Annotated in this window: 13 protein-coding genes and 2 pseudogenes; 7 read left to right on the top strand and 8 right to left on the bottom strand. The window is 47.1% G+C overall.

Annotation, left to right across the window (positions count from 1 at the left end; genetic code table 11):
* Nucleotides 1-14 precede the first annotated feature (14 nt).
* From C814_RS18735 to C814_RS24985, 6 genes and pseudogenes are all read left to right on the top strand, one after another.
* Nucleotides 15-767: an ABC transporter ATP-binding protein gene (locus C814_RS18735; protein WP_016316998.1), complete on the top strand. Its 753-nt coding sequence runs from the start codon at nucleotides 15-17 to the stop codon at nucleotides 765-767.
* A 113-nt stretch (nucleotides 768-880) separates the two neighbouring features.
* Nucleotides 881-2,578: a class I SAM-dependent methyltransferase gene (locus C814_RS22525; RefSeq protein ID WP_016316997.1), complete on the top strand. Its 1,698-nt coding sequence runs from the start codon at nucleotides 881-883 to the stop codon at nucleotides 2,576-2,578.
* Nucleotide 2,579: 1 nt separating this feature from the next.
* The gene (locus C814_RS18730) at nucleotides 2,580-3,602 is read left to right on the top strand and encodes a glycosyltransferase family 4 protein (RefSeq protein ID WP_016316996.1); all 1,023 of its coding nucleotides are present in this window, start codon (nucleotides 2,580-2,582) and stop codon (nucleotides 3,600-3,602) included.
* Between the two features lie 31 nt (nucleotides 3,603-3,633).
* Complete coding sequence (locus C814_RS22520) at nucleotides 3,634-5,889, top strand: glycosyltransferase family 4 protein (protein ID WP_016316995.1); 2,256 nt, start codon at nucleotides 3,634-3,636, stop codon at nucleotides 5,887-5,889.
* A 36-nt stretch (nucleotides 5,890-5,925) separates the two neighbouring features.
* A complete protein-coding gene (locus C814_RS18725; protein ID WP_016316994.1) occupies nucleotides 5,926-7,299 on the top strand; it encodes a radical SAM protein in 1,374 nt (457 codons plus the stop codon).
* A 192-nt stretch (nucleotides 7,300-7,491) separates the two neighbouring features.
* Nucleotides 7,492-8,661, top strand: a pseudogene (locus C814_RS24985) (hypothetical protein); the annotation flags it as partial.
* Nucleotides 8,662-9,647: 986 nt separating this feature from the next.
* Here C814_RS24985 and C814_RS23160 read toward each other — a convergent pair.
* From C814_RS23160 to C814_RS18705, 5 genes and pseudogenes are all read right to left on the bottom strand, one after another.
* Nucleotides 9,648-10,409 (bottom strand): reverse transcriptase domain-containing protein, encoded by a 762-nt coding sequence (locus C814_RS23160; RefSeq protein ID WP_369750570.1) that lies wholly within the window; start codon nucleotides 10,407-10,409, stop codon nucleotides 9,648-9,650.
* Nucleotides 10,410-10,482: 73 nt separating this feature from the next.
* Nucleotides 10,483-10,641 (bottom strand): hypothetical protein, encoded by a 159-nt coding sequence (locus C814_RS24270; RefSeq protein ID WP_196809947.1) that lies wholly within the window; start codon nucleotides 10,639-10,641, stop codon nucleotides 10,483-10,485.
* A gap of 634 nt (nucleotides 10,642-11,275) precedes the next feature.
* Nucleotides 11,276-12,574 (bottom strand): annotated as a pseudogene (locus tag C814_RS18715) (VirD4-like conjugal transfer protein, CD1115 family); the annotation flags it as partial.
* Nucleotides 12,571-13,059, bottom strand: a complete 489-nt coding sequence (locus C814_RS18710) for a PcfB family protein (RefSeq protein ID WP_016316991.1) — start codon at nucleotides 13,057-13,059, stop codon at nucleotides 12,571-12,573. The gene C814_RS18710 and the pseudogene C814_RS18715, both read right to left, overlap by 4 nt.
* 6 nt (nucleotides 13,060-13,065) lie before the next feature.
* Nucleotides 13,066-13,959, bottom strand: coding sequence for a DUF6017 domain-containing protein (locus C814_RS18705; RefSeq protein ID WP_016316990.1), 894 nt, complete (start codon nucleotides 13,957-13,959; stop codon nucleotides 13,066-13,068).
* A 748-nt stretch (nucleotides 13,960-14,707) separates the two neighbouring features.
* On the opposite strand from C814_RS18705, the gene C814_RS18700 reads away from it, so the two are divergent.
* Nucleotides 14,708-15,667 (top strand): hypothetical protein, encoded by a 960-nt coding sequence (locus C814_RS18700; RefSeq protein WP_016316989.1) that lies wholly within the window; start codon nucleotides 14,708-14,710, stop codon nucleotides 15,665-15,667.
* A 63-nt stretch (nucleotides 15,668-15,730) separates the two neighbouring features.
* Here the strand turns inward: C814_RS18700 and C814_RS18695 are convergent, their stop codons facing one another.
* The 3 genes from C814_RS18695 to C814_RS18685 form a co-directional block, all read right to left on the bottom strand.
* Nucleotides 15,731-15,934, bottom strand: a complete 204-nt coding sequence (locus C814_RS18695) for a helix-turn-helix domain-containing protein (protein ID WP_016316988.1) — start codon at nucleotides 15,932-15,934, stop codon at nucleotides 15,731-15,733.
* A 362-nt stretch (nucleotides 15,935-16,296) separates the two neighbouring features.
* On the bottom strand, nucleotides 16,297-17,625 hold the full coding sequence (locus tag C814_RS18690; protein ID WP_016316987.1) for an MATE family efflux transporter: 1,329 nt from the start codon (nucleotides 17,623-17,625) through the stop codon (nucleotides 16,297-16,299).
* Entirely contained in the window at nucleotides 17,618-18,469 is an 852-nt protein-coding gene (locus tag C814_RS18685; RefSeq protein WP_016316986.1) for a GNAT family N-acetyltransferase, read from the bottom strand. Before C814_RS18685 ends, C814_RS18690 begins: the two co-directional genes overlap by 8 nt.
* Between the last annotated feature and the right edge of the window lie 69 nt (nucleotides 18,470-18,538).

The raw sequence follows: 18,538 nt of genomic DNA, 5'->3' as shown, positions 1-18,538 counted from the left end.
GTAGAGGGTTTGCGATGAAAACAATGTTGAAAGCAGAACATGTATCGATCAGCTATAAGATCGGGGATTTCAAGGATATTGGATTGAAGGAATGGACAATGCGGCATCTGAAGCATCAGTACTATGTGGAAACGTTTATGGCGGTGGAGGACGTTTCGTTTGAGCTGAAAGAAGGGGATATGCTGGGGATCATCGGGACGAACGGCGCAGGAAAATCGACGCTGCTCAAGGCGGTTATTGGGGTGATGGAGCCGAGATCGGGGAAGATTGAACGGAATGGGAATATTTCTGCGCTGCTGGAACTGGCATCCGGCTTTGATGGTGATCTGACCGTGAAAGAGAATGCTTATCTGCGCGGAGCGATGCTGGGATATACGAAAGAATTCATGGATGAAACCTATGAGCAGATTCTGAATTTTTCAGAATTAAGAGAGTTTGAGGAAAGGCCGTTCAAACAGCTGTCGACGGGGATGCAGTCAAGGCTGGCATTCTCGATTGCATCGCTGGTGCAGCCGGAAATTCTGATTCTGGATGAGGTGCTGTCGGTAGGGGATGGTGCATTCCAGGAAAAGAGCGCGACCAAGATGCGGGAGATTATCGACGGTGGTGCGGCAACGATTCTGGTGTCTCACTCGCTCCGGCAGATCCGGGAGCTATGCAACAAGGTGCTGTGGTTACACCGGGGAAAGCAGGTTGCATTCGGGGAGATGGAGCCGATCTGTGACCAGTATGAGGCATTTTTATCTGGAAATTTTCAGATTGGGTAAAACAGATGGGTTATGGAGGTGTTTTCTGTAAATAGATGTAGTCTTGATGGACTCTGCATTTGGTTTCTGGCCTAAAAAATCATTTTATGAAAAATAGCGAAGGAAGAGGAACAATGGATTATTTGAAGCTCAGTGAATCTTCATTAGATGAAATTATGCGGGAAATACGGAATAGAAATTGTATCGAATCGGCTGCTCCAGCCATATCCAACCATGCAGAGCGAACTACCGATAACCAGTATTTCCTCGAATTAAAAATGGTAGACGAAAACCTTGCACAAGCGGGGGTAGGAAGGCAGATTGGGCAGAAAAAATCTCCAATGTATCGAAAAAAAGGGCTGGTACGGAAATTTGCCCGTGCTGTTGAAAAGATTTATCTTCGGATTGCAGAGCTTACCAATCGGGATATCCGAGAATTCAATGGAATTCTCATAACGACGCTGCAACTACTGAAAAAGATTTTGGTTGGTTTAATCAGCGGGCAGGATGCACTGCGTGGCCGTTTGGATGAGCAGGATGCGTTGATACATAAACTGAAAGAAGAAAATAATCAGATGTATCAAAAATTACAGATATTTGAGAGCGGGTTGGTTCAGAAATTAAATCAGATGGAACAATCCTTCTTTTTTGCGTTAGAGGAATGCAAAACGGAGACTGATAAGCAGAAACAGGACTTGGAGCAATTCCTATCCAGTTCGGAGAGGCAGAAGCAGGACTTGGAGCAATTTCTATCTAATTCGGAGAGGCAGGATCAAATGCTGGAGCAGCTTTTATCCGACTTGGAAGATCAAAGAAAAAATCTGGATATGCTGCTGTCCAATGTGGAGGAGCACAAGCGGACACAGGAGAAAATGCAAGCCTGCCAGGAAGAACTGAGAGGCAATCTCAATGGGCAGCAGGAGAAGGTTTCTTCTCTTCGGGACGAGTTGTACCATCAGCTGTCAGAGGAGCAGCAACAAGCATTTTTCAAATTGATAGAACGGCTCAACCAGCAGGAAGCTCATATCAGAGATACAAGCGAGAAACTGATGCATGTACGAGCAACCATCCAATGGAGAAATCAGGGAACAACACAGACGGGCTCCGCCTCTGTTGTCGGGAGTGAGAAGCCTACTGGCTTGGATTCTGTTTTTTACCATGATTTTGAAGAGCAGTTCCGTGGCACACAGGAGGACATCCGTGATCGTCTGACGATTTATATCCCTCTGTTCCAGCGACATTTTGGAGATCTATCAAAAAAATCTTTCGTAGACATTGGATGCGGAAGAGGCGAGATGTTGGATTTGTGGAAAGAAAATGGTGTTGGGCAATACATGGGGGTCGACATCAATGGGATACAGCTGGAGCTGTGCCGTCAAAATGGACATCCCGTAAAAGAGCAAGAGTGCATCGGCTACCTCCAAGAGCTGGGGGCTGAAAGTGTAGATTTGATTACAGGAATCCAGTTGATCGAGCATCTTCCCTTAGAAGCCCTGTTGATCTTGCTTCAGGAATGCAGGCGCGTTCTCAAGCCGGATGGAATGATTCTGTTCGAAACGCCCAATTCGGCCAACATTGTTACCGCATCATCTTATTTCTATGTAGACCCCACACATATCCGTCCGCTCCATAAAGACATGATTCGTTTTCTGGCAGAGCGTTCCGGATTCCGGGATGTTCAGATTATCGAAGCTAATCCAGTGCGTTATACCCAAACACTGATGCATCCAGTCTGTCTGGATGGGAACCAGCAAGTTTGGGATACAAATGTGGACATGCTGAACCGGCTGCTTTATGGCCCCCAGGATTACGCAGTTGTGGGGGTAAAATAAGATGGGGAAATGTAATAGCCTTGCGATCATTGCGAACGTACAGCTCTCTGGGGCACAAGGCGGGGCGGAAATTTTTCATCAAAAACTATATGAGAATTTCTGCCGATATGTCCCACATGTCACACTTTTGGAAGTTCCCTGCTGCGAAAATACATACGAGGATATTTTAAGAGGCTATCAGGTTTGCTATGATCTGGATCTGAGCCAGTACGACGCGGTCATTTCCTCTAAAGCCCCAACTTTCGCAGTACAGCATCCCAATCATGTGTGTTATCTGATGCATACGGTGCGGGTATTCTATGATATGTTCAATGAAATCAGTGGTGATCCGCAAAATGTCGAGCGTCAGAAACTGCTTTTCCGGATGGACCGGGAACTCCTTTCTCCTCCAAGAACCAGAAAACTGTTCTCGATCGGGCATGAGGTGACCGATCGACTCTTGGAGTTTATTGGTGTGGGTAGCATTCCGCTTCATCCTGGAATTACAGCTTCAGGATTTTATTGTGGGGAGGCCCAGGATTATATTTTTATGCCTGGGCGGTTGCATAAATGGAAACGGGTTGACCTGATGATACAGGCTATGAAATATGTCAAGTCGCCTATCCACCTGAAAATTGCTGGAAAAGGGGATCAAATGGAGGCATTAAAAGCGATGGCGGGTAGGGACGAGAGAATAGAATTTTTGGGGTATCTCTCGGAGGCACAGATACGAGAATATTATGCCAATGCGTTGGCAGTCGCGTTTACGCCCGTTCGGGAAGATTATGGATATATTTTGCATGAAGCTTTCAAAAGCTGCAAACCGGTTTTGACTTGTGTGGATTCAGGGGAACCTGCCCGGTTCATCAGGCAGGGGATCAATGGATTTGCAGCAGAACCTCGTCCAGAAGAGCTGGCGCAATGGATAGACTATTTTTACATGCATAAGGAAGATGCTGCTCAGATGGGCAAAAATGGAATGCAAGACATTGAAAATATCACTTGGGATCATGTTGTCCAAACCCTGTGGGATGCTTTGGACTGATTTTAATTGCTTTTTGTAGAGGAAGAGGACAATGAAAAAGCTGAATGTGACAATCTTGGATATGCAGCCGATAGATCCGCCTGTTGGAGGCGGTCGTTTACGTTTGATGGGGTTATACAGCGGATTGGATCGAAATATCGAGGCAACTTATGTAGGCTCGTATGACTGGAGGGGACCAAAGTTCCGACAGCATAAGCTATCGGAGAATCTGACCGAAATTGATGTCCCTCTGTCCGAAGCGCATTTTAAAGCTCATGATGATCTTTCCGCCCGGCTGGGAAAGGGATGCATTGATTCCGCGTTCCCGCTTCAAGGACGTCTTTCGGAAGAACTGATCGCCCGCGCCTGCGAGGAAGCAAAAAAGGCGGATGTCGTTGTCTTTTCCCATCAATGGCTTTTTCCGTTTGTTGCGCCAGTGCTGGATGAGGAAAAACAGCTTATTGTCTATGACTCTCACAATTGCGAGGGATTGCTGCGGGTGGGCCTGCTGGATGACGGTACCCCGTTAGCGGATCAGATCTGCCGCGGCGTGGTGCGCTGTGAACATGAACTCTGCCATGCGGCAGATCTGATATTGGCGTGCTCACAGGAGGACAAACAAAGTTTTATCACGCTTTATAGGGTGGAGCCAGACAAGATTATCATTGTCCCGAACGGTGTTTTTACAAGCCGAATCGGCCCTCTTGAAGATGCAGCAGAAAAGGAGGCTTTACGCCGCAGGCTAAAGATCTCGAAACCGGCAGCTTGCTTTATTGGCAGCAACTATGCCCCAAATGTGGAAGCGGGCCGGCTAATTTTGCAGGCCGCCGAGATGCTCCCACAATATCAGTTTATCCTTTTGGGCGGGGTGGGCGATCAGTTCCGAGAGATCGACGCTGCACGCTATCCAAATGTTATCGTTACAGGTTTTTTGGAAGAAAATGAAAAGATAGATTATCTCCATGCCTGTGACATTGCAATCAATCCCATGCTTTCGGGCTCAGGTACCAATATCAAAATGTTTGATTTTATGGCTGCTGGTCTGCCGATTATTACGACAGATATTGGTGCAAGAGGAATAGAGAATACAAACGGGCGGATTTATCGGCTATGCGATCACTCGGCCGACAGCCTGGCAGAGCAGATTCAGGGCTTGCTGGGAGATCAAGAGCAGATGCTTTCTCTGCGTAAGTGGGGAAGATTGGAAGCTGAAAGCAGATATAGCTGGGAACGTCTGTCGCTTGGGTTGGGGCAAACCCTTGTGCAAAAGTTTGATGAAAAGAAGAATGTGACGGAAAAAATTTTAATGATTTCCACCTATCCGCCAGAGAAGTGCGGGATAGGCGCTTATGCCCAGCAGCAGGTAAAGTATCTGCGCAGCCATGGAGCACATGTGGATGTATTGGCTATTCGGGGAAATGGAAAATACCACATGGAACTGAATACACCTGAAAAAATTCTGGCTTTGAAGCGATTCAAAACAGAATATGACCGCATTATCATTCAATACCATGCGTCCTTCTTCTATGAGGGTAAGGATTTCATGACCCGGATTAAAATTCATCAGGCGTTTACAGAGGTGTTCCGCGACAATCCCAATATAGAAGTTGTTTGTCATGAGATACTTTTTCCAGTGGACCGGGGGAGCACAGGAGAGCAGTACCAGCAGGATTTGGTTGAAAACAGGTATAAATGTGAAAAGTGGAAAGCGGTCCCCCTTACGATTTTTCATACTGAAACAGAGCGGACCTCTTTTTGTGAACACCTAGGGATTCCCTGTGATCCAGAGCAGACAAAAGTGATTCTCCCACATCAGTATTATGTAAAAGCACGGGATATTCCACAGAGGCAGGCCCGGGCAGAACTGGGAATCCCTTTGGATAAAAAGGTGTTTTTGTGCATCGGATTTATCCAGCCACATAAGGCTTTTGATCAGGTAGCTAAGGCATTCACCAGAATGAAAGACCAAAAAGAAAAACAGTTTTATATGGTCGGCTCTTTGCGTTTGGTTTACGACGAAACAATCCAGTATTTGAACCTGCTTCAAAGGTATGCTGATACATATCCCAACATCTTTTTAAAAAGCGAATTTGTATCTGATGAGCTTTTTGATACATGGCTGATCGCATGTGATTATGTTGTAATCCCTTATCGTGAAATATGGACTTCTGCTGTGTTGGGACGAGCCAAATTATTTGAAAAAAAGTGCATTGCAAGGAATGTAGGAGGATTAAAAGAGCAGCTGGAAGATGGAGATTTGATGTTTGAAGACTATGGAGAGCTTCCCCGTCTGTTAAAAGATTTATAAATCGAAATACAATTTCTGAATAGGAGGAAGTGAATCATGTTTGATTTTTCAGATGAGCTGAAAGAGGTTACATATCTTCCAACATTGAGATGCAATTATAAGTGTAAAAGCTGTTATACATTTGAACATTTTAGAGAGGAAGAGGAGGTGAATTGTGCGGATATAGCACAGTCGCTTTTGTCTTCCAAATGTGCACAAAGCCTACAGAGGGTAAATATCAGTGGTGGGGAGCCATTTTTAAAAAAGGATTTGAAAGAGTTTGTCCGATTGATGAACCAAGCCGGAGTTTTTCAGTCGATTACTACCAATGGATATTATATTCAGAGCATAGAAGAAATCTGCCAGATGATTCCCAATAAAGAGCTCGTTTATTTTGCAGTTTCTATTGATGGAATCGGAGAGACCCACAATAAGATTCGAGGGAATCAGCAGGCTTATCAGAGGGCACTGAAAACGGTTGAGCTGCTAAAGAAATACGATATCCCATTTGTAATAAATACTGTAATTCAGGAGGACAATATTGACCAGATTGAGGATATACAGGAAGAATTACGGCGTCTGGAGGTTCAGCAGACAATCATTCCGGAAGTGAACTACCATGGGAAAAACCATTATACAGATATTGTTTATTCTTCTAAGATATATCCTTATCTTCATACAAAAATGGATCAGAAGTATGTACTTTCCCAGGCGGAATTTGCCTTAACAGACTGTCATAGCGGCATACAAAATGTGACGATCGGACCGAACGGGGATATTGCGCTATGCGTTGTAAAATATCAAAATCCCCGGCATAAAAGAGCATCTGTTATCATCGGAAATTTGGGAGAACAAAACTTGGATGCTATTTTTTGCAGTGGTAAAAGACAGGAAACCTTTCAAAGAAGCATACAAACTTGTGGCAGGAACACAGGAGGATGTTATGGAGCCTGTGAACTTGATCGAGAATTCAGAATGTATCATCTGGATATTCAGTTTACCAGAAAAGAATTGGACCGCCTCAAACAGTTGATGGAGGTTTCCAGCGCACAATATCCGTCCACTTATTTTGTTGAGAACTGGCATGAGACCGAAAACTATGAATGGGGTTCCCTGAGATGGATGTCAGCCAAGCGGGCTGTGCTCTTTTACACAGTCACAGTGGATAACCCTCAAAAATTGTCGATTACTTATATCAATAATCTGGATGGGTTAGCGCTTTCTTTGCAGGTAGACGGTATGCCTGTCATGGAACGCTATATTTTAGAGCAGACGGACACACTGGAGTTTTATCTGGAGAAACATTATAAAAATGGGATGATTATCGAAATTGATTTTGAAGTGGATCGTACATGGAGGCCATGCGATCTATCCCAAACTCCGGATAACAGGACTTTGGGAATCGCTGTCGCAGACATCTTCGTTTGTTAAAGCAGACATTTAAAATTGGAGGGGTAAAATTTGGAAGAAAAAACATCTTGGACCAAACGATGGTCTAGAAGATGGGCGCTGAATGCCAGTGTTTCATTGCTGGTTTGTTTTACATTTTTGCTGTTTGGGCCATTACAGCTGTATCTGACCAATATCTCTGATCTTTGGTTTACCATTACAGACATTCTGCCGATGCTTTTACTATCTTTCACAATTGTCTTTTTATGCCTTATTGGGGTTTTATCTGTTGTAAATGAGAAGTTTCATAGTATCCTATGTGCGCTTGTTTTTGGTCTCGGGATTGCGTTATATATTCAGGGGAATTTTCTGGCAATCCGTTATGGTGTTCTGGACGGAACAACGATTGCATGGGAAGAATATACCCTCTATGGGATTGTAGATACGCTTGCATGGGTTCTGTGTTTTATAATTCCATTAGGGCTGCTTCGATGGAAAAGGGAACTGTTTTTGACGGCGGCAAAGCTGATTTCGATCTGCATTGTATGTGTTCAATTGATTACGCTTGCAACTTTACTCTTTACCACTGATCTCAGGAAAGAAGATCAGATTCTAACGACGGATCATCTCTTTGATATGTCTACGGAAAAAAATATTGTTTTATTGATACTTGACAGATTTGATGCTGCTTATTTCAATGATATTTTATCTCAAGACCCTACAGTGACAGAGGCATTTGACGGATTTACCTATTTTCCCGACACAGTTGGAATGTTTACCAATACCATACCGTCGATACCATATATATTAACTGGGCGTGCATACGATAATAGTGTACCATATAAAAAATATCTATCTAATGCTTACGATTCAGTTCCTCTCTTCGAGGAACTGGAAAAACAGGATTATAGCGTGGGCTTATACACAAATAGTATTTTTATTCCCCCTGAATTTGGGGAAAATGTAGTGAATTTTACACATCAAAAAGCAAAAGTAAGCTCTTTGTCAGGATTAGGTGGTTTATTTTATAAGTTTACGGCATTTAGTTATATGCCGCACTATTTAAAAAAACCATTCTGGTTCTACTCAGGGGATTTTGAGAATTATAAGCAGCTCGCAGATTCCAGTATCAATATTTATCGTGCGATGTCCAGTGAAGATGATATACAATTTTATAACCAGTTGTGTAATGAACCTTTTACTATGAATAGCTCCCAAAAGACATTTAAATTGATCCATTTATATGGAGCTCATCCTCCCTATAGAACCAATGAAAATGTGGAAAAAGTATCTGATACAGATGTTTTGACTTCTTCAAAAGGAGCGCTAAAAATTGCGTCTGCCTATTTGGAGAATTTAAAAGAAACAGATATATATGACAATACTACAATTTTTATTATGGCGGATCATGGGGGAGTTAATCTGCATGAAAATCCGTTGCTCATGGTTAAAAGAAGTGGAGACCGGGGGGCATTTCAAATTTCAGAAGCCCCTGTTTCTTATGCGGATATTCATCCAACATTACGATCTGAATTGGGAAGCGAGACAACAGAAAAGGGGATTTTTGACTATACTCCGGATGAACAACGGATTAGAGATTACTATTTTTATACTTACGACTGGGTCAACGGTCCAGGCAATTATCTTCCAGATCTCTATCATTATGTATTTTTTGATGATGTTCGACTGCCAAACAGTAAATATCGGGATGATATCATTTATAAACCCGCGGAAACGCAGGTGATAGATCGCAGCTACCATCTGGGAGATGCGATTTCCTTCTTAAAGCAGAGTGGAACAGGCGAAAAATATTTTGATTTTGGTCTGAGTTATTATGAAGAGACCCATACGTGGACCGTGGACCACCATGTTCTGGCTCGCCTAAACCTGACAGAGCCGACGGATCAAAACTTGCTGATTACATTTAATCTGCTTACAATTGCGGGCGATAAACAGGATATCCGCATAAAACTCGGAAATGATTATGCTTATGAATTTACCATTTATCCAAATACGAAGAAGTTTTCCTATGTTATTCCAAATGAATATATTCGGGATGGTCAGGTCTGGATCGACTTTGAACAGCCGGATGCCTTTGATGTGGATTCCAGGGTTTTGGCTATGGCTTTGACCAGTATTCAAATCGAAGAAACCGATTTGGAGGAAGGAATATTTGGTGATACAGACAGTTTCTATACATTGGGCGAAGAACTCTCCTTCTTGGCTGAAAACGGAAATGGCGCGGAGTTCTTTACAAAGGGGCTGGGCAGCTATGAGAATACCCATACATGGTTTGCGGAAAAAGAAGCGTCTATGAGATTACCGTTGGCGGAGGCAGTAGAGGTTGACTTGTTGGCATCCTTCGATATTGCCTATATATTGCATGATCGTCAGTATATAGAAATATCCTCCGCAGAACAAACACTTTTTTCGGGAGAACTGCATACGGGGGATAAGAAGCTGGAATTTAAAATTCCAAAAGAATGTCTACAAAATGGGGGGCGGTTGCTGGAACTCCATTTCTCATTCCCCGATGCAGCTTCGCTAGAAACAGATACTCGTAATTTGAGTATAGTGATACCGCCCTGCGGCGTCCCCTTTTGCGGAAAACCGATTCCTGCTACTTCCGCTTTCAGCATGGCGGATATGATACTCAGCACACGCTTGTCCTGTATCCCCATATTCCACATCTGCTTGAGCAGTTTTCCGTGGCTGACATTATCGAAGAAACCTTTTATATCAATATCAACCACATAATGCAGACCGCGTTTTTGTATCATTGCGTAGCACTGTGCCAGCGCGTGTTCTGCGCTCCTGTTGGGACGGAAACCGTTGCTCCGCTCATGGAATTTCGCTTCGCATATTGGTTCCAGAATTTGCAGGAAGCATTGCTGGATCAGCCTGTCGGCAATCGTAGGGATTCCCAGAGGGCGAGTTTTCCCTGTGTCTCCTTTGGGAATTTCCACCCGGCGCACCGGCTGGGGCTGGTACTGCTCCAACCGCCTTTTTATATAGTGAATGAGTGCTGTGTTTGTGAACTTTGACAGGTAGCGGACAGTTTTTCCGTCCGTTCCCGCCGTTTTGCTGCCCTTGTTTTTGCTGATATTTCGGTAAGCAAGTAAGATATTTTCATCGGCGGCCACCAACTCCATCAGCACGGTAAAGCGTTTGTTTTCCGCACTTTGGGCATAGAGCCTGTCCAATACCTCCTGCAAGCCGAAGTATTCAGCGTTGCGCAGTTTCGCTTTCTTTTGCAATTTCTTCACTGTCATAGTCGGCATACCTCCTTTGGGGTGTGCCTTTCTTAGTCATACTCGAACCTATGAATACTGTTCTTTTATTCTTGCTTTCAAAGCCGACTGGTGCCTGTTCCTCCACCGCCATTACAGCAGCTTCAACGGTCGTGGCACCGCTCTCAGTTGGATAAAGGCACGTTATACAGTCTGCTTTCCGTGCCAGCACTTCACAGCGCCGCAATGCGCTCCATGCTCCAACCTTTCCACGTTCCAATATTCCTATCTGTGCATATACCTTTAGGTGGCCCCTTTAAGCCAGTGCGCTTGGGCGGCGCCTGTAACGCCGCAGGGAGTTTCATACTAACAACTCTTACTCGTCCCCACGCACACCGCCATAGGCGGCAACCGCATTTCTGCGGCTCATTCGTCTTGACCCGTACATTCAGGGCTTCGTCAGTGCGCTTCACCGCACATTCTCACCATAGGCATTTTATAGACCCCCGGCGTATCATCTGCACACCCCACCGCTGGGACGCTTTCCTCGGCTTGACCCGTTAGGGCAGACTTCCGCCGACTTCTGCGCGCTCTCGGACACAGTGTGTCTTTGCGCTTGCACCATGCCCGGCGCAGTCTTAGGGCAGGCGTTTCAGGGCGTTACCCCGTCATTCCACCTGTCGGAATATCAGTTCTATGAAACCGATTTGTTCTCGAAACTCCTTTCAATTTTCATATATTTTTCTCAGCTTCACGCCTAACCTTTTCAGTTAGGAACGTGTCGCACTGTTGGCGAACTCGTCAAGGAGGCACCGCACATGGACCGGCAGCCTGCCGCCGTACACGTCGTCCGCCTTATCGCAAAGAAGGTTGAAAAGCTGGCTTTGCAGCATGGCGATGACGAAGTTGAAGGTGGTGTCCGTGTCGCTCATAATGAGGAACAGCGCTGTTTTCCGGTCGCCCAGGGTATCCAGTTCCAGTTCATCGTCCGACATGATCTCCCGCAGCTCCGCTATATCGAAGGGGGCAAGGCGGGCGCCGCAGCTAATCAGAATTGATTTCAGGGTCTTGCCGGCAGCCAACTTGAATTTCCGGTACTGCTTCACGGCGAAGTGATCCGGGTGCTCCTTTTCCAGCTTGGCAAACAGCAGATCAACGGGGCTTTGAAATTCCTCGTCGTCCTCTCTGGCCTCGGATGCGTTGATAAGCTCCAGCAGCGTGAGGAAGTTTCGCGCCTCCGGCTCCGCTTCGTACCAGATGTACCCGATCAGGGCGCAGTACAAAAGGCGCTCGGCCTTGACCCAAAAATCCTCCGAGGATTTCTCTCCGTCACCTTTGGTGTTGGCGATGATGACATTGACCAATTTGAGGATGTCTTTCTCTGACCGGATGTAGGCGAAGGGGTTGTATTTCATGCTCTTTTTGAAGTTGATGGTGTTGAGGACTTTAATGCGGTACGGCTCATAGATGACCTTCCCGCGGGCATCCCGCATGGGCTTTCCGTTCTCGTCTAGCTTGGGGGCACCCCGGCGCAGCATGGTCCCCACCTCGGACAAAAGCTGTCCTTTGGGATCGGTGACCACATAGGAACTGTGCATCTGCATGAGGGAGGGTTTGACGAAGAAACGGGTCTTGCCGCTGCCGCTGCCGCCGATGACCAGGATGTTTTTGTTCCGGGCGTACTTGGGATTTTTGGGGCGGCTGGACATGGTGAGCTTTTCCGTCTGGGTCAGAGGGATGTTCCAGTCGGGGACCGGATCGACATAGGGGGCAATATCGGCCGCCGTGCCCCATCGTGCGCTGCCGTACTCAACGCCCTTGCGATATTTCTTTGTATTCTTGCTCTTGGCGTACACCGCCAGCCGGACGATGACCGCCCCGGCGATACCCACCAGCAGGTCCAACGGATGCAGGCTTGGTGCCGCATAAGAAAACGCCTCCGTAAAGCCCTGGCTCAGATGCAGGAACTTTTCAGAGGCGTCAAGGCCGGGCGCAAGGCGCACCGCCTGGCAGAGCTTATCAAAGAGATAGACAAACAGAAGATACGGGAGGTTGGGGAACAGCTTTTTCTTCCAGTCAACCGTCATAATTCCACACCCCGGTCTTTGGTCTTGACCTTCTCCCGCTGACGGTGCTGGGCTTTGGACTGCTGCTTTGCCTGCTCCAGCTCCTTGCGGATGGAGGGCTTTTTCTCTTTCTCCAGGTTCTTTGCGGAAAACTCCCGAAAGGCCGCCGTGATAACATCGGCATCCCGCCCCTTGAAAAACACCAGGTAGCGAGGTATCTCGCCGCTGGTGTCCTTTTTCAGAGCAAAGTCAATGCCGTACTTCTTGGCGGTGGCGGAAAAGGCCCGGATGTTCTGGTCGGTGATCTCGATGTTGGAAACGCCGGTGTTGTGCTTCATCAGCTGCCGGAGGGTCTGCTTGCCGTGGTGCAGCTTGGTCTTATGGCCGGTCACACCTTTCTGCATCTCGTCCAGCACTTTTTTCATGGCCTGTTGCAGCATCCCGGCAGAGAGCTTGGTAGCCTCCACACAGAGGGCAACGGTGCGCTGGGTGACTTCTTCCTGCATGAGTGATTACCTCCTTTCTCCGCTGCCGTACAGGTCGTGGTTCACCAGGGACGCATAGTAGCTGTCGATAGTGGCCGGGGCGTTATACAGGGCAGCCAGCAGATATTTCTTGATGTTGCGGACATAGGTGGTGTTCTCCCGCATACGGTCCAACACATAATCGATGTGGGAGCTGTTCAGCTTCAGGAACCGAGATTTCACCACCTCCGCCGGATAGTCGTCCCCGGCAATGCGGATCGTTTCCCTGCGGGAACAGACGGTATCCACCATGAGCTCCACCAGCTCGTTCAGCATATCCCGGTCCAGCCGGTCATCCCGGCATAGATAGTCATACTCGATATTCTCCAAAATCAGTTCCCGATAGCTCTCTCGCTCCCGCACCCAGTCCCGTCCGGTCCGTTTGGCCCCTGCGGGGGTTGGGGGGCTTGATTGGATAGGATTTGATCCTTCCGTACTTGGTGAATCAGTATTTTGTTCTTCAGGATTTCTTTTCTCTTTATTTAATTGCGGCCGGTTTTCCAGACATGGGTTATCCATATCCGGGTTTTCCGTATCTGGACAAGCCGTATCCGGCTCGTCCTCACACGGCTGGCCCGTGTCCGGGGGATGGGGCGTCTCATAGATGACATACTCCACATCCACGATCTTGCCCTTGCTGTCCCGCAGGCGATTGCGGACTATGTACCCGGCCCGTTCCAGCTCCTTCAGGGCTGATCCAATGCTGTCTGTGCCCTCCTTGCAGATTTTTGCAAGGCCCCTGGTGGTATAGTTCCAGTCCTCCGGCAAGGACAGCATCATGGAGAGCAGACCTTTGGATTTCAGCGACAGCTCTGCGTTGCGCAGGTGGTGGTTGGACATCACCGTGTAGTCGCGGGTTTTCTCAATGCGAAATACCGCCATCAAATCACCTCCTTTCGGCGGTCTGGAAAAGTGTTCGTTTTTTGGGAAAAAGCGGCCTATATGCCGTCCAGAAACCCTGGTAGGGAAAATCTATGGGCGGCGGACATCCAGCCAATTGTGGGAGAAGGAACATGGGATTCTCGACTCCTTTCGGGGTAGTCTTTCATACAATAGGCGTATCTATTATGGCAATACACCGTGAGCAATGGGTAAGAGATAAATTTGGGTATAAAAAGGGCCATAGGACAAAGTCCTATGGCAGATTTCTTTCAAGCAAAGCAATCTTATCTTTGAGGAAATACCTCTATAAAATACGCAGTTTTATGCCTGTTAACAAAATATTTACATTATAATGAGAAAAAACCTCATTTCGTTGCAGTTTACCTGTTGACTATATGCGGGGCAAGTGCTATAGTATAGTTGGCTAGCAGTCCAAACCATTGACTGCCAAGTGCCGAACGCAGAAACATCATCTACAGCGCTTAAGTTACAGAGGGGGGGATTCCAATGCAGAAGGTAGTCCCGGTGGAATAAAAAAGGACCTCTCTGAAATTTCCTAAGATTCAGAGAGGTCCTTAAGCGATACCACCGGTGGTCAAAAAGCATAAGTATGTGGTGACGCACATCTTATGCTTGGAGGTGTCCTGTATCGCAACAGCCAATTTATTGTACAGGATTCCTCCTTAAAAATCAAGAAGGGGGCTAACATAGATGGCCAAAAAATTTTTAGATTTTAAGGAGAATAAAGATGAATTTTTCTACATTCCACCGCCTTCCAATTACTGGGCATAAGGACATCGACTTCGTAGACATCCGCCTTGAAACGGATACCAGTCTATATGTCGATCCTGAGCGTATTGCGCTTAGTAACCATCCCATTTCAGCATCCGCATCTCACTGCATAGATGATTTCTTCGCCACACTTTGCCAGGTTGCGGCGGAGAGAAACTCGAAGCGTTTGTACGACATGCTGTCTTTTGGACGGGAACCTAACGAAACGCATCTAGGTCTTTCTGCTTCCCGTTCGCAAGGACGGGGTACATCTCCCGAAATCCTAATGCCGATTGTTGAGGAGATGATAAGAGAGCATCTCTTTGACAAGGGACTGATTACTCAACTTGGTGATCTTCATTTGTGGACTCCAAACTTTGGTTATGACCGTCTTTCAGACCTGACAACCAACATTATCCGGGCGGTTCTGATTGACTATACCCTCGAACAGTACGAGTATTGGGGCATCTCAAATGCGGGTGACATTCCTGCCATTTTTTGTATGTGGAATTCTACGACTCACCGCTGGGAAAGAAGAGAATTCCCCAGAATTAGTTCAGGAAGCTATCAAACATTGCTTGTTCCCAAATGCTTTGTTGGTAGGCGCATGTTGTCATCTCCGGGAGAACTTCTCCAGAAATATGCCCTGCGCTATCGACAGCAAGAGCATCTCGATATTAGAAGCGATCTGTGCCACCGCAAGGTCGACAAGAATGGGGTAGAAACTTGGAAGCCCCCCGCCAAAAAGGAGATTCGAGCCTTTGAAATAAAGGGGACTCCTGACAAAGCATACTTGCTTGAAATGGGGCACCGCTATCCTAGAATGGTCGACGAATTTCACACCGATCACAGGTTTTCATATCGTAGTTGCCCCCAGATAATGAGCGATTACGAGCTGGATAAGCTACTCTATGGACACGACGAGTTGGCAGTTTAAAAAGCAGGGCCCCAGTTATGGGGCCCTGTTTTTTACCTTGCGCTATAAAAAATCCGCCTAAGTCTATTCTTTTATTATTTCCTCCATCTTCAGCCAATCCTCAAAGGACTTTCTGGAGATGCGGATCATGTTGCCGATGCGGATTGTTTTGAACGCTCCGGAGTTGGCGAGCTTATAGGCCGTAGTGCGGCCGATACCGAGAATGGCTGCGATGTCATTCACGGTGTATGTTCTGCTTTGGGGCGTCCCCTTTTCGTTGGTGCTCATAAGATTAACCTCCCTGTGCTAATATCATTTTGAAATGGCCCCTGAAAGCCCTCCGTCACAAGGGGTTCCTGCTAATATCTTGCTAATACGACATTTGAAAAGCCGTTGTAAGGCAGCATATTTCAGGGGAATTTGTGCAAATTGACCTGCCTCCAGGCAGCACAATTTGCGAAGAAACAACACGGGAAGATATGATATGAACAATTTACGAAATGGTACGCCGTACTCCTAAGCGGTAGGCCGGAGGTTCGAATCCTCTTAGCGACGCCAGAAAACCGTCGAAAGCCCTGTGGAATGAAGGCTTTCGGCGGTTCTTGTTTTCCTGGAAATATCCGCGTGTCTGCACTGTCTGGATGAATGGTTCAGTAGGCATACCGTTTCCGATAATGGGCAAGGAAAATCGCAGAGACAGCCGCCATGATCCCCTCTGCAACGGGGACAGCCAGCCATACCCCCGTTATTCCCCAAATGCGGGGCAGCAGCAGGATGCCGCCTGTCAGCAGGCCAAACGTCCGCAGGAATGAAAGGACAGCAGATAGTTTTCCGTTTGACAGGGCTGTGAACATCGCAGATGTAAAGCTGTTCAAACCGCAGAACAGGAAGCTGTATGAAAAAATAGCAAATCCGTCTGCGGCAATGCGGTAGACTTCCGATGTTTCCTCCGCAAACAGGCGCACGATACGGGAGCCGCCAAATATAGACCCTAAAAATAGTACCACTGATGCCGCCGCGATAAACCGCATACTGATGGAGAACACCTTTTTCTGCTGCACGTCATTTTTATTTCCATAGTGAAACCCGATGATGGGCGCCACCCCGATCGAAAAGCCGATATACAGCGTGTTCAGCAGAAATTGGGAGTAGATGATAATGGTGATCGCAGCAACACCATCTTCCCCCAACAGGTGCATCATTGTGCGGTTGAACAGAAACGTTGTGACGGCTGCTGCAAGCTGGCTTACCATTTCGGAAGAGCCGTTAAAGCAACTCTCCCAGATTACGGCCCCTTTCCATTTTGGCTTTGTAAAAGACAGGGGCCCTTTGCTCCGGGCAAAATAGACCAGCCCGACAGCTGTGGGGATCAGATAGCCGAAGCCCGTCCCCAAAGCGGCGCCCCGGATGCCCAGGCCGCAGGGGACAATGAAAATGTAATCCAAAATGAGGTTCGCTGTGCCTGCCAAAACGGACAGACCGAAGCCGAGGCCCGGTTTTCCGGCTGTTGCAAACAGGTTTGAGAAGAGCGTTTGCAGTACATTTGCCGGAATGAATAGAAGCAGTGTCATAAGGTAGCCTTTGCAATAGGGAAAGAGCAGGCCGCTGGCTCCGAGCGCGTAAATGATTTTGTCGATCCAGATGATCCCACCCAGAAGAATCAGAAATCCAGCCACAGCCCCTGTGATCACCAACAGGGTAAAATCCTCCTTTGCTTCCCGCTGTCTGCCAGCTCCCATTTTTCGGGAAATGATGGCATTTCCGCCTGTTGCAATCATCGTTCCCAGACCAACTGTGCTATTGATGATAGGGCACACAATGTTGATGGCGGAAAGCGCATCGGTATTCACAAACTGCGCTACAAAAATTGTGTCCACGATGGTATACAGTCCCATGAAAATCATCATGGTGATGGTGGGAAACGCAAAGCGCAGGAGTGAACCTGCGCTCCATTCCTGGTCTAAAATATTATCATCCATTGCTGTTTTCCTCCTGTTTTGGCGGCAGAATCAACCGCTGGGTGGGGTAGCCAAACTCAGTGAGAAGCTCCGATTCGGCAAATCCAAGCCGCTTGTATTCCTCGCGCTGTCCGGTGTCGGCCTTATCCCCCTCTCGAAAGGTTGTGATGCTGATTTCACGGCCTGCAAACGGATGGCAGACCATAAAGTCGAGGAGCGATTTTGCCACTCCGTAATGCCGGTATTGCGGATGCACAGCCAGAAAATCGATACTCCCGGCCTGGCAGGAAAATGCGGCGGCCCCAATGATGGTAGGGCCGTCCCGCATCACAAGGGCCTGGGACCGCTGAATATACCGTTTGGCCTGCTCCAGATGGGAGGCTGCATCAAGATGGGGAAAACCGCCAATCACAAGCGGGACAAAGTTCATCCAGGCGGGAATGTCCGCCGGTGCAGCATAAGAGATTTTTTGCGGCATCCCACCGGGTACAGATGGATTTTTGTTTAATAGAAATTCCAGCTGAAGAGGGTAAAAGGCCCCGTTTTGCCTATACTCCAACGGCGTCTGTTTATACATGGCTTTGAAGATGGAAGTAAACGCCTGTTGGCTTTCGTAGCCAGCAGCCAGTGCAATTTCGATGATTGGCTTTTTCGAAAATACCAGCAGTTTTGCCGCCTCGGTTAGTTGTCTGCGCTGGATGTAGTCGTGAGGTGTTATCCCAACTGTGCCTGTAAACATCCGGTGCAGATGGTACTTGGAATAGCAAACCGCATTTGCAACCGTATCTAAATCCAGTTTTTCATAGAGATGCGCTTCAATATAGGAAATGGCCGCTGCGATGTTCTCAACCTGATGGTTGCCCATGGGTTCCCTCCTTTCCCACTGATTGTACCAAAACAGTCAAATCCGTTTTTCATCATTCTTGCGGTTTTT

Source organism: Anaerotruncus sp. G3(2012) (assembly GCF_000403395.2).
Classification (GTDB): domain Bacteria; phylum Bacillota; class Clostridia; order Oscillospirales; family Ruminococcaceae; genus Anaerotruncus.
The sequence above is the reverse complement of the archived record's forward strand: the minus strand, read 5'-3'. Positions and strand labels throughout refer to the sequence as shown.

Excerpts from the sequence above, each read along its gene's own strand:
- C814_RS18710 (WP_016316991.1), bottom strand. The coding sequence starts at position 13,059 with ATGCAGGAAGAAGTCACCCAGCGCACCGTTGCCCTCTGTGTGGAGGCT.
- C814_RS18705 (WP_016316990.1), bottom strand. The coding sequence starts at position 13,959 with ATGGCGGTATTTCGCATTGAGAAAACCCGCGACTACACGGTGATGTCC.
- C814_RS18725 (WP_016316994.1), top strand. The coding sequence starts at position 5,926 with ATGTTTGATTTTTCAGATGAGCTGAAAGAGGTTACATATCTTCCAACA.
- C814_RS18695 (WP_016316988.1), bottom strand. The coding sequence starts at position 15,934 with ATGAGCACCAACGAAAAGGGGACGCCCCAAAGCAGAACATACACCGTG.
- C814_RS23160 (WP_369750570.1), bottom strand. The coding sequence starts at position 10,409 with ATGGAGTTGGTGGCCGCCGATGAAAATATCTTACTTGCTTACCGAAAT.
- C814_RS18700 (WP_016316989.1), top strand. The coding sequence starts at position 14,708 with ATGAATTTTTCTACATTCCACCGCCTTCCAATTACTGGGCATAAGGAC.
- C814_RS24270 (WP_196809947.1), bottom strand. The coding sequence starts at position 10,641 with ATGGCGGTGGAGGAACAGGCACCAGTCGGCTTTGAAAGCAAGAATAAA.
- C814_RS18690 (WP_016316987.1), bottom strand. The coding sequence starts at position 17,625 with ATGGATGATAATATTTTAGACCAGGAATGGAGCGCAGGTTCACTCCTG.
- C814_RS22520 (WP_016316995.1), top strand. The coding sequence starts at position 3,634 with ATGAAAAAGCTGAATGTGACAATCTTGGATATGCAGCCGATAGATCCG.
- C814_RS18730 (WP_016316996.1), top strand. The coding sequence starts at position 2,580 with ATGGGGAAATGTAATAGCCTTGCGATCATTGCGAACGTACAGCTCTCT.
- C814_RS18685 (WP_016316986.1), bottom strand. The coding sequence starts at position 18,469 with ATGGGCAACCATCAGGTTGAGAACATCGCAGCGGCCATTTCCTATATT.
- C814_RS18735 (WP_016316998.1), top strand. The coding sequence starts at position 15 with ATGAAAACAATGTTGAAAGCAGAACATGTATCGATCAGCTATAAGATC.
- C814_RS22525 (WP_016316997.1), top strand. The coding sequence starts at position 881 with ATGGATTATTTGAAGCTCAGTGAATCTTCATTAGATGAAATTATGCGG.